We start from the raw sequence: 11,302 nt of genomic DNA, 5'->3' as shown, positions 1-11,302 counted from the left end.
GAAGCAACACGCCCCAGGGCGGGTACGTGTGTTCCCATGACGCCCGAATCGAGCGCGCCACCCACCGCATCCGCCGCGGCCGAAGCTCCCCGTGCGCCCGCGGCACCGTCGGCACCCCTGTCGACCTACCGGCTCCAGCTGCAGCCGGACTTCCCCTTCGCCGCCGCGGAGAAGGCCGTGCCCTATCTGGCCACGCTGGGCGTCTCCCATCTGCACCTCTCCCCCGTACTGGAGGCGGTGCCCGGCTCCCGGCACGGCTACGACGTGGTGGACCACTCGGCCGTACGCGCCGAACTGGGCGGCGAGGAGGGGCTGCGCGCCCTGTCCCGTACCGCCCGCTCGCACGGCCTGGGCCTGGTGGTGGACATCGTCCCCAACCACATGGCCGTCCCCGTCCCCGAGTCGCTCAGCCGCCCGCTGTGGGAAGTGCTGCGGGACGGCCCGGCCTCCGCCTACGCCCACTGGTTCGACATCGACTGGGACGCCGGGCACGGCGGCCGGCTGCTGCTGCCCCTGCTGGGCGGGCGCCTCGGCGACGAGCTGCGCCACCTCCAGGTGGACGGCGAGGTGCTGCGCTACCACGACCACGCCTTCCCCATCCGTCCCGGCACCGAGCGGCTGCCCCTGCCGCACCTCCTGGACGCCCAGTGGTACCGCTTGGCGTGGTGGCGGCTGGCCCGCTCCGACCTCAACTACCGCCGGTTCTTCACCATTTCGGACCTGATCGGGTTACGCGCCGAGGACCCGGCCGTCTTCCGGGCCACCCACGCCACCGTGCTGCGGCTGCTGCGCGAGGGCGTCATCGAGGGGCTGCGGGTGGACCACGTCGACGGCCTGGCCGACCCGGGCGGCTACCTGACCCAGCTGCGCACGGCCGGCGGCGGGCACTGGACGGTCGTGGAGAAGATCCTGACCGGCCCCGAGCTGCTGCCGGACAGCTGGGCGTGCGCGGGCACCACCGGCTACGACGCGCTGCGGCACATCGACGGCCTGTTCGTGTGCCCGCTCGGCTCCGGCAGCCTGTTCACCGCCTACCGCGACTTCGCCGCCCCGCTGGCCGACGGCGGCGGCGACTGGGAGGAAACGGTACGGCGCGCCGCCTACGAGGTGGTCACCCACGAACTGGCCTCCGAGGTCGACCGGTTGGTGCGCACCGCCGCACGGATCGGCAACCGCGCACCGCACCACGGCGACCACGCCCCCTGGGCCCTGCGCGCCGCCGTCCGCGAACTGCTGGTCCGTATCCCCCTCTACCGCCCCTACGCCACCGCGGACGCCACCTGCTGCGCCACCACCGGCACCGCGCGCACCCAGCAGGACGCGGCGATGCTGGCCGAGGCCGCGGCCCGGGCCCGCACCGCCTTCCGGGTACCCGAGGAGGCCCGCTCGGTGGACCTCGTACGCGACCTGGCGCTCGGCCTGATCGGCGACGGCGCGGACGTCGTGGACTTCTGCGCGCGGTTCGCCCAGACCGCCTCCGCGCTGCACGCCAAGTCGGTGGAGGACACCGCCTTTTACCGCTACACCCCGCTGCTGTCGGCCTGCGAGGTGGGCTGCGACCCGGGGTCGCCCTCGGTGGACGCGGACACCTTCCACGCGTACTGCGCCCGCCTCCAGCGCGACTGGCCGCTGACGGGCACCGCGCTGTCCACCCACGACACCAAGCGCAGCGCGGATGTACGGGCCAGGATCGCCGTGCTGTCCGAATGCCCGGAGCGCTGGCGGGAGCTGCTGGTGCGCACGACGGCGGAGACGGCCCGGGTGCAGAGCGGCTGCGCGCCGGACCCGCAGGTGGCGTGGCTGGCCTGGCAGAGCGCCTTCGGGCTCGGCGAGTCGGCGCCGCAGCGGCTGGTGCCCTACGTCCTCAAGTGCGTGCGCGAGGCCGGGCTGCGCACGACCTGGACCGAGCCCGACGCGGTCTACGAGGACGCGGTGAGCGAGTTCCTGCGCGCCGGGCCGTGCGGTCCGGCCGCCGCCCGGATCGCCGAACTGGCCCAGGAGCTGGCCCCCTTCGCCCGCGCCAACATCCTGGGGGCCGCGCTGATCCAGCTGACCATGCCCGGCGTCCCCGACCTCTACCAGGGCACGGAGGTGGAGTTCGCGGCCCTGGTCGACCCGGACAACCGGCGCCCGGCCCGCTTCCGGCCCGCGCTGCTGGCCGAACTGGACTCCGGCGCGGCGCCGCGTGGCCTGTCGGCGCTCAAGCTGCTGGTGACGGCCACGGCCCTGCGGCTGCGCCGGGACCACCCGCGGTGGTTCGGCCCGCAGGGCACGTACACCCCGCTGCACGCCGAGGGCCCGGCGGCGGACCACGCCCTGGCCTTCGCGCGGGCCGGGCGGGTGGTGACGGTCGCCACCCGGCTCTCGCTGCGGCTCGCGGAGGCCGGCGGCTGGCGCGGCACGGAACTCCCGCTGCCGGACGGGGGCAGCTGGCGCGACCTGCTCACCGGGCGCGAAGTGCCCGGCGGCAGCGTCTCGCTGGGCCGCCTGCTCGCGACGTACCCGGTCGCCCTGCTGACGGCACAACCGGCCGAGGGGCGGGGAGCGTGAGGCCTACCGGGCCCGGGGCCGTACGCACCCGCCGCACGCCCCGGGCCCTCACTCCGCCAGGCCCTCCCGCAGCAGGCCGGCGAACACCTCCGCCGCCCCCGTCAGCGCCACCCGCGAGAAGAGCGTGATCTCCCGCCCCCACTCGCCCTCCATGGGCACGGACACACAGTCCATCCCCCGCAGTTCGTGCGCGGCGGTGATCAGCACGCCGACCCCGGCCGCCGCCATCCGCACCGCCGTGGAGGAGTGCTGGGTGCGCACGGCCGTACGCGGGGTGAAACCGGCCCGCTCGCTGAGCACGTCCAGCCACCGCCGCCCCTGGATCCGGGGCTCCAGGGCGCAGCGCACCCACGGCCGGCCGGCCAGCTCCGCCAGCGCCACGCTCTCCCGGCCCTCCAGGGGGTCGCCGGGCTGCAGGACCAGCACCATCCGCTCCTGGCCCACCGCCGTGACGGGACCCTGCCACTGCGGTGGCCGCGGCCCCACCGCGACATCGGCGATGCCGCGCGCCATCTGCTCGTACAGCTCGTCGGTCGTGGCGTACTCGTGCAGCACCAGGCGCACCCCGCCGTGCTCCTCGCGCCAGCGCCGGCACACCTCGGGCAGCACACCGACGGCGTGCGCGTGCACGGCCGCGATGTGCAGCTCGCCGCTCAGGGCGCCGTCCGCCGCCAGGGCCGCGCGCCGCGCCTGCACCGCGCTGCGCACGGCCAGTTCGGCGTACGGGAAGTAGGCGCGGCCCATCGCGGTCAGCCGCACCCCGCGCGGCATCCGCTCCAGCAGCGGCCCGCCGACCTCCCGCTCCAGCGCCTTGATCTGGTGCGAGAGCGCGGACTGGGTGACATGGAGCGCCTCGGCGGCGCGGGTGAAGGACTCCTCCTCGACGACCGCGACCAGATACTCCATCTGCCGAAGACTCATGTCTGCGCCACCCCTGTCACATGCACGGTGCTCATCGCTCCCATAGAAACATTGCCTTGGACTCATCACTGCACGTCAGCGGAGGCTTGAGGCATGAACGAGACAGACGTCATCATCATCGGCGGCGGCACCGGCGGCTACAGCACGGCCCTGCGCGCCGCGGCGCTCGGCCTGCGGGTGGTACTGGCCGAGCGCGACCTGATCGGCGGCACCTGCCTGCACCGCGGCTGCATCCCCAGCAAGGCGATGCTGCACGCCGCGGAGCTGGTGGACGGCATCGCCGAGGCCCGCGAGCGATGGGGTGTGAAGGCCACGGTGGACGCGGTGGACTGGGACGCGCTGACCGCCACCCGCGACACCATCGTCTCCCGCAACCACCAGGGCGTGGAGGGGCACCTGTCGAGCGCGGGCGTGCGGATCGTACGCGGCACGGCCCGGCTGACGGGCCCGCGCAGCGTCCACATCGAGGGCGGCGGCCGGTTCACCGCCCGGCGCGGCATCGTGCTGGCCACCGGCTCCCGCCCGCGCCTGCTGCCGGGCCTGACAGCCGACGCCCGCCGCGTCGTCACCAGCGACGACGCCCTGTTCGCCCCCGGGCTGCCCGCGTCGGTGCTGGTGCTGGGCGGCGGCGCGATCGGCGTCGAGTACGCCTCCCTGCACCGCTCCATGGGCGCCGAGGTCACCCTCGTCGAGTACGCGGACCGGCTGCTGCCGCTGGAGGACGAGGACGTCAGCCGCCATCTGACCCGCGGCCTGAAGAAGCGCGGCATCCAGGTCCGTACGAACTCCCTGCTGTCCGGCGCCGAGTTGCTGCCGGACGGGGTACGGGCCACCGTGCGCACCGCGAAGGGCGAGGAGGCGGCCATCGAGGCCGAGCGGCTGCTGGTAGCCGTCGGCCGGGCCCCGGTGACCGAAGGGCTGGACCTGGAGGCCGCCGGGCTCGCCACCGACGAGCGGGGCTTCGTGCCGCCCGCCGACTGGTCGCGGCTGGAGACCGCGGTGCCCGGCATCCATGTGGTGGGCGACCTGCTGCCGCCGCCCTCGCTCGGCCTGGCCCACGCGTCCTTCGCCGAGGGCCTGTTGGTGGCCGAGACCCTCGCGGGCATCCCGTCCCGGCCGGTGGACTACGCGGCCGTGCCCCGGGTGACGTACTCCTCCCCGCAGACCGCCTCGGTCGGCCTGACCGAGGCCGAGGCCCGCGCCCGCGGCCACGAGGTCAAGGTCAACACCATGCCGCTGACGGCCACCGCCAAGGGCATGGTGCACGGGCAGGGCGGCATGGTGAAGGTCGTCGCGGCGGCCGACGGCGCGGGCGGCGAGGCCACCGGCGCGGTCCTGGGCGTCCACCTGGTCGGCCCGAACGTCTCGGAGATGATCGCCGAGAGCCAGCTCATCGTGGCCTGGGACGCCGAGCCCACCGACGTCGCCCAGCTCATCCACGCCCACCCCACCCTGTCGGAGGCGGTCGGCGAGACCTTCCTGACGCTCGCCGGGCGGGGCCTGCACCAGCACTGACCTGCGCCCCGAAATTCGGTTGCGGCGCCATGGGGCCACCCGGACCATGGCGCCGTACGCACCCATGTGACCCCGCACGGCCAGGAGCCCCGAATGCGCCGATTCCTCGGAACCACTCATCGCCCCCACCGGACGACAGTTCTCGAGGAATCCACCCACCGTGACTTCTGCCTGCACCTCGCACACCCTCAACATCGGCATTCTCGCCCACGTCGACGCGGGTAAGACCAGCCTCACCGAGCGGCTGCTCTTCGACACCGGCGCCATCGGCCGCCTCGGCAGCGTCGACGCCGGCGACACCCGCACGGACACCGGAGCCATCGAGCGGCAGCGCGGCATCACCATCCGCTCCGCCGTGGCCTCCTTCACCGTCGGCGACACCCAGGTCAACCTGATCGACACCCCTGGCCACAGCGACTTCATCGCCGAGGTCGAGCGCGCCCTGGGGGTGCTCGACGGCGCCGTCCTGCTGCTCTCCGCCGTCGAGGGCGTCCAGGCCCAGACCCGCGTCCTGATGCGGACCCTGCGCCGGCTGCGGCTGCCCACCCTGGTCTTCGTCAACAAGATCGACCGGGCGGGCGCCCGGCACCTCGGCCTCCTCGCGGAGATCCGGGACCGGCTCACCCCGCTGGTCGTCCCCATGACAGCCGTACGGGACGCGGGCACGCCCCGGGTCAGCACCGAGCCGCATCCGGCCGAAGACCCGTACGCCGACGGGCAGTTGGCCGACGTGCTCGCCGAGGTCGACCACGGCATCCTGGCCCGGCTCGTGGACGGGCCCCCGCCCACCCCCGGCGAACTGCGCACCGCCCTGGCGGCCCGCACCGCCGACGGCACCGTCCACCCCGTCTACTTCGGCTCGGCGCTCGGCGGAGAGGGCATCGCCGCCCTCATCGACGGCATGATCCGCTTCCTCCCCCCGTCCGCCCCCGCGCCGCACTCCTCACCCATCGGCACGGTGTTCGCCGTGCACCGCTCCCCCGGCGGCGAGCGCCACGCCCATCTGCGGCTGTACGGCGGCGCGTTGCGGCCCCGCGAGCGGCTCACCTTCCACCGCGACCGCCCCGACGCGGCGGCCGAGGACCTCACCGGCCGCGTCACCTCCCTGGACATCGCGGGCCGGGCCCCGGGCGACGGGCGCCCCCAGTCCGCCGGTGACATCCTGATCCTGCGCGGCCTGCCCCAGCTGCGCGTCGGCGACCGGCTGGGCCCGGCCCGCCACACCCCCGGCTCCCGCGCGCTGTTCGCCCGCCCGACCCTGCGCACGCTCGTACGGGCCAAGGCACCCGAACGGTCTGCCGCACTGCGCACGGCCCTGCTGGACCTGGCCGGTCAGGACCCCCTCATCCACGCCCGCCCCGAACCCGACGGCACCACCTCCCTCCTCCTCTACGGCGAGGTGCAGAAGGAGATCGTCTCGGCGACGCTGGCCCAGGACTACGGCATCGAGGCGGAGTTCGAGCCCAGCAGTGTCGTCTGCGTGGAGCGGCCCTCGGGCACCGGCGAGGCGCTGCACGAGATCGCCCGGCGCCACCACTCGGGCCCGTGGGCGACGGTCGGCCTGCGCGTGGAGCCCGGCGCACCGGGGTCGGGCCGGGTCTTCGCCTACGAGACCGAACTGGGCGCCCTGCCGCACGGCTTCCACCAGGCCGTCGAGGACACCGTGCACGAGACCCTGCGCACCGGCCCGCACGGCTGGGCCGTGACGGACTGCCGCGTCGTCCTGACCCGCTCCGGCTTCGTCGGCCCGCTCAGCACGGCGGGCGACTTCCGCACGGCCACCCGCGACGTCCTGCGGCGCGCCCTGCACCGCGCCGGCACCCGCGTCCACGAGCCGTACCACGCCTTCGAGACCGAGATCCCCCTGGACGCCATCGCCCCGGTCACCGCCCAACTGGCCTCCCTGGGCGCCCGGATCGGCGCCACGAGCGGCGGCCGGACCTCCTGGCTGCTGACCGGGGAGATCGCCGCCCGCCACGTCCAGGAGGCCGAACGGCGCCTGCCGGGGCTGACGCACGGCGAGGGCACCTGGTTCTCCCACCCGTCCGGGGACCGGCCCGCAAACGGACACCGGCAGGCCTGATACGGCACGTACGGGGCCCGGACCGCACGGCCGAGCCCCGCGACCGCTCCCGCCACCTCTCCCACCCTCCTCGACCTCATCGAGAACGACCCGGTGGTGGCGGGCTACCTGGAGTACCCCTGCGATGTCGACATCACCCGCCGGGACCCGGTGGAGGAGCTGCGCCTGGTCTCCGGCGACCGGCTCGACGTCATAGCCGGGTGCGGCGCCGGCGGCTCGTACTTCCTGTGCGGCGACGGCCCGGTGGACGAGCGCCCCGTCCTGTACGCCGACTCCGAGGGCGGCGCCGGGCTGATCGCCACGAGCCTGCGCGAGGCGCTGGAGCTGATGCTCGGCCTGCCGTACTGGCGTGACCGCCCGACGGCCGCGGAGCTCGCCGAGTCACCCGGGCTCCTGGACGAACCGGAGGAGGAGCTGCGGGAGAAGGACCCGGACCTCGACGCCGGCCTGCCCGCGGCCCGCACGGTCCCCGACTTCCTGGTCCGCACCACCGACGGGACGACGTACGCCCCGTTCTGACTGCGGCTCCGTCGCGTGGGCGCGGCCGGCCAGGACGCACCCGCAGCCGACACACCGCATATCCGGCGGAGCGCTCAGCCCTCCGTCAGGAGGTAGCCCACCTCGCCGAACTTCACCTGGTCGCCGGGGCCCACGGACACCGCTCCCACCACCCGGCGCCCGTTGACGACGGTGCCGTTGGTGGAGCCCAGGTCGCGCAGGATCCAGCCGTCGCCCGCGCTGCGCAGCTCCGCGTGGGCGCGGGAGACCGTGTCGTGGTTCAGGCGCAGGCCCATGCCGGGCGCCCGGCCGATCAGCAGCGGTGTCGGCCCCGGCATCGGCAGCAGCAGTTTCGGCAGCCGCTCGGCCCGCCAGGCCCTGCGCACCATGATGTTGAACGCCGACACCTTGCCCACCATCCGCAGCAGGGACCCTTGGATCCGGCCGCGGGAGGCCAAGTCGCTGGTGGCCGCGCGCAGTTCCGAGTGGTGCCGGGCGGTGAGCACCAGCTCCAGCCGCCGCAGAAAGGTGTCCTGGGAGATCCGCCCCTGTGCCGCGCCCTCGCGCAGCACCTCCAAGGCGCGTTCCCGGTCGGCGTCGGACGGGCGGGCCGGCCGCGCCGGGAACTCCAAGGATGTCATGGTCGCAATTCTCCGGACGGCACGAGTCGCTGTCCAGGCGGGTGGGTGCCGGAAAACCCCTGGCCCGGGCCGCCCCTGCCGGGCTAGAGTCCGCCTCACGCCCGCATACGACGGAGAAAGGGGGCGAAGAGCCATGCCGTTGCAGCCTTTTGAGCTGATTGCCACCGAGCGCTCCCGCCCCATGTCCCGCCGGGCCGACCACGTCTGACCGGGAGCGCGCCCACCGCCTTCCGAGAGGACCCAGGCACCCATGACCGACCCACTGGTCATCCGCGCGCTCACCGAGAGCGACGCCCATCTCTTCCACACCCTGAACGACCCCACCACCCACCTGTTGGGCCACGCCGCCTTCGACCGCCCCTACACCACCGTGGCGCAGGGCGGCCCCTACCGCCCCGACTGGACCTGGGTGGCGCTGCGCGACGAGGCCGTCGTCGCCCGCGCCGTCTGGTGGGCGGGCCCCGACGACCCGGCGCCGCTGGCCCTGGACTGGTTCGACTTCGCACCGGGCGAGGACGCCGCCGCTGCCGAACTGCTGCGCACCGCCCCGCTGCACGCGGAGTACGTCCTGATGCTGCCGCCCGGCTGGCACGACATCCCGGAGGTACGCGCCGCCGCCGAGACCCGTATCGACGCGGCACGGGCCGCCGGACTCGCCCCGCTCGTCGAGCGGCTGCGCTACACCTGGACCCCCGAGTGCGGCCTGCCCGAGGCCCCGGGACGCCTCGACTTCCGGCCCGAGCCCGACGACGGCGTCATCCTGGACGTGCTGCGCCGCGTCCAGAGGGGTTCGCTGGACGCCCACGCCCGCAAGGCCATCGCCGAGGGCGGCGTGGAGCAGGCCGCCCAGGAGGAGATGGAGTACTTCCACTGGTACCCCTCGCCCCGTGAGTGGTGGCGGGTGGCGTACACCTGCGACGGCGAGGTCGCCGGGCTGCACATCCCCGCGCGCAACCACACCGCGCCGGTCATCGGCTTCATCGGCGTCGTCCCCGAACAGCGCGGCCACGGCTACGCCTACGACCTCCTCGTGGACTGCACCCGCCATCTGGCGGCCGAGGGCGTGGACCGGATCGTCGCCGAGACGGACCGGCCGAATGTCCCGATGGCGGCGGCCTTCGCCAAGGCGGGCTACCCCTTGACCCAGGAGCGTGCTTTCTTCGTCTGAGACCGGGCGGTGCCGGGCCGGTGCGTTCGGTCCGGCACCGCACGAACCTCCCCGACGAAGGAGCCGGCCGTGCAGTTCGAGATATGGGCCCCACGCGCCCGACGGGTGCTGCTCAAGCTGGAGGGCGCCGACCGCGCGTACCCCATGGAGCCCGATCCCGCCCGCTCCGGCTGGTGGCTGACCCGGGCCCCGGCACGGCACGGCGACCGCTACGCCTTCCGCCTCGACGACGGCCCGCTGCTGCCCGACCCGCGCTCGGCCCGGCTGCCCGAAGGGCCGGAGGGGCCGAGCGCGGTCGTCGAGCACCACCGCTTCCCCTGGCGCCACCCCTGGCCCGGCCGCCCGCTGCCCGGCGCCGTCCTGTACGAGCTGCACATCGGTACGTACACCCGCCCCGGCACCTTCGACGCCGCCGTGGAACGCCTGCCCCACCTGGCCGAGTTGGGCATCACCCACCTCAGCGTGATGCCCGTCTGCTCCTTCCCCGGCCGCCACGGCTGGGGCTACGACGGTGTCGCGCCCTGGTCCGTGCACGAGCCCTACGGCGGCCCGGACGGCTTCAAGCGCTTCGTCGACGCGGCCCACGGCCACGGCCTGGGCGTCGTCCTCGACGTCGTCCACAACCACCTCGGCCCCTCCGGCAACCATCTGACCGCCTTCGGGCCGTACTTCACCGACACCCACCACACCCCGTGGGGCGCCGCGGTCAACCTCGACGCCCCGGGCTCCGACGAGGTCCGCTCGTACTTCGTCGACAGCGCGCTCGCCTGGCTGCGCGAATACCGCCTGGACGGGCTGCGCCTGGACGCCGTACACGCCCTGCACGACACCCGCGCCCGCCACTTCCTGGCCGAACTCTCCACCGCCGTGGACACCTTGGCCGCCCACCTGCGGCGCCCGCTGTTCCTCATCGCCGAGTCCGACCTCAACGATCCGCGCACCACGGCCCCGCGCCCGCTCGGCGGCCTGGGCGTGCACGCCCAGTGGAACGACGACTTCCACCACGCCCTGCACACCGCCCTGACCGGCGAATCCCAGGGCTACTACGCCGACTTCGCCCGCGCCCCGATGGCCGCCCTCGCCAAGACCCTCACCGAGGGCTTCTTCCACTCCGGCACCCACTCGGCCTTCCGCGGCCGCTCGCACGGCGCCCCGCTGGACCTGCGCGCCACCCCCGCCCACCGGCTGCTGGCCTACGCCCAGACCCACGACCAGGTCGGCAACCGCGCCCTGGGCGACCGTCTCGCCGCGCACCTCTCCCCCGGCCGGCTGGCCTGCGCCGCCGCCCTGGTCCTGTGCTCCCCCTTCACGCCCATGCTCTTCATGGGCGAGGAGTTCGGCGCCCGCACCCCCTGGCAGTACTTCACCGACCACACCGACCCGGAGCTGGCCGAGGCCGTACGGACCGGCCGCCGCGCGGAGTTCGCCACCCACGGCTGGACCGCGGACGCCATCCCCGACCCGCAGGACCCGGCCACCCGCGCCCGCTCCTGCCTGGACTGGTCCTGCCTGGACGCCGAGCCGCACGCCTCCCTCCTCACCTGGCATCGCACCCTGCTGTCCCTACGCCGCACCCACCCGTCCCTGACCGACCCCGACCTCACCACCACCGACGTCGCCTACGACGAGTCCGCCCAATGGCTCCACCTCACCCGGCCCCCTCTCCACCTCGCAGTCAATCTCCACCCCACCCACCCCGCAGAAATCCCCCTCCCCACCTCCCACCCCCATCCCTTGGCCGCCTGGCCCACCCCCCAACCCCCAACCCTGGACGGCCCCCTGCACCTCCCACCCGAATCGGCGGTCATCTTCCGCGCCGGCTGATCGAATTGCCTGTGAAAGGCTGCTGAACGCGGAAAAGCCCCGCACCATACGGTGCGGGGCTCCCCACAAAAATTGTTCGGCGGCGTCCTACTCTCCCACAGG

At 74.4% G+C, this 11,302-nt stretch carries 8 protein-coding genes; 6 read left to right on the top strand and 2 right to left on the bottom strand.

Features of this window, described 5'->3' with window-relative positions; all coding sequences use genetic code 11:
• Positions 1 to 36 precede the first annotated feature (36 nt).
• Positions 37 to 2,550 carry a malto-oligosyltrehalose synthase gene (treY, locus tag AC4IJH_RS36660; RefSeq protein ID WP_490856308.1) on the top strand — a complete coding sequence of 838 codons (2,514 nt, stop codon included), beginning with the start codon at positions 37 to 39 and terminating at the stop codon, positions 2,548 to 2,550.
• Between the two features lie 48 nt (positions 2,551 to 2,598).
• On the opposite strand, the gene AC4IJH_RS36655 is transcribed toward treY, so the two are convergent.
• Complete coding sequence (locus AC4IJH_RS36655) at positions 2,599 to 3,471, bottom strand: LysR family transcriptional regulator (RefSeq protein ID WP_490856307.1); 873 nt, start codon at positions 3,469 to 3,471, stop codon at positions 2,599 to 2,601.
• A 93-nt stretch (positions 3,472 to 3,564) separates the two neighbouring features.
• Between AC4IJH_RS36655 and lpdA the strand changes: the two genes are divergently transcribed.
• The 3 genes from lpdA (at position 3,565) to AC4IJH_RS36640 (ending at position 7,588) form a co-directional block, all read left to right on the top strand.
• Complete coding sequence (lpdA, locus tag AC4IJH_RS36650; RefSeq protein WP_490856306.1) at positions 3,565 to 4,986, top strand: dihydrolipoyl dehydrogenase; 1,422 nt, start codon at positions 3,565 to 3,567, stop codon at positions 4,984 to 4,986.
• 160 nt (positions 4,987 to 5,146) lie between these two features.
• Positions 5,147 to 7,069, top strand: a complete 1,923-nt coding sequence (gene otr(A) / locus AC4IJH_RS36645; RefSeq protein ID WP_490856305.1) for a tetracycline resistance ribosomal protection protein Otr(A) — start codon at positions 5,147 to 5,149, stop codon at positions 7,067 to 7,069.
• 93 nt (positions 7,070 to 7,162) lie between these two features.
• Positions 7,163 to 7,588 (top strand): hypothetical protein, encoded by a 426-nt coding sequence (locus AC4IJH_RS36640; RefSeq protein ID WP_490856304.1) that lies wholly within the window; start codon positions 7,163 to 7,165, stop codon positions 7,586 to 7,588.
• 74 nt (positions 7,589 to 7,662) lie between these two features.
• Here AC4IJH_RS36640 and AC4IJH_RS36635 read toward each other — a convergent pair whose 3' ends face one another.
• A complete protein-coding gene (locus AC4IJH_RS36635) occupies positions 7,663 to 8,208 on the bottom strand; it encodes an FHA domain-containing protein (RefSeq protein WP_490856303.1) in 546 nt (181 codons plus the stop codon).
• A 250-nt stretch (positions 8,209 to 8,458) separates the two neighbouring features.
• On the opposite strand from AC4IJH_RS36635, the gene AC4IJH_RS36630 reads away from it, so the two are divergent.
• Positions 8,459 to 9,376, top strand: coding sequence for a GNAT family N-acetyltransferase (locus AC4IJH_RS36630; RefSeq protein ID WP_490856302.1), 918 nt, complete (start codon positions 8,459 to 8,461; stop codon positions 9,374 to 9,376).
• Between the two features lie 69 nt (positions 9,377 to 9,445).
• Entirely contained in the window at positions 9,446 to 11,200 is a 1,755-nt protein-coding gene (gene treZ, locus AC4IJH_RS36625) for a malto-oligosyltrehalose trehalohydrolase (RefSeq protein ID WP_490856301.1), read from the top strand.
• Positions 11,201 to 11,302: the final 102 nt, after the last annotated feature.

It is taken from the genome of Streptomyces sp. UF-297, from assembly GCF_058245575.1.
This window is presented reverse-complemented; position numbering and strand designations above follow the sequence as displayed.

What these genes read in the sequence shown, in the direction of transcription:
- treY (WP_490856308.1), top strand. Translation starts at nt 37, where the DNA reads ATGACGCCCGAATCGAGCGCGCCACCCACCGCATCCGCCGCGGCCGAA.
- AC4IJH_RS36655 (WP_490856307.1), bottom strand. Translation starts at nt 3,471, where the DNA reads ATGAGTCTTCGGCAGATGGAGTATCTGGTCGCGGTCGTCGAGGAGGAG.
- lpdA (WP_490856306.1), top strand. Translation starts at nt 3,565, where the DNA reads ATGAACGAGACAGACGTCATCATCATCGGCGGCGGCACCGGCGGCTAC.
- AC4IJH_RS36635 (WP_490856303.1), bottom strand. Translation starts at nt 8,208, where the DNA reads ATGACATCCTTGGAGTTCCCGGCGCGGCCGGCCCGCCCGTCCGACGCC.
- AC4IJH_RS36630 (WP_490856302.1), top strand. Translation starts at nt 8,459, where the DNA reads ATGACCGACCCACTGGTCATCCGCGCGCTCACCGAGAGCGACGCCCAT.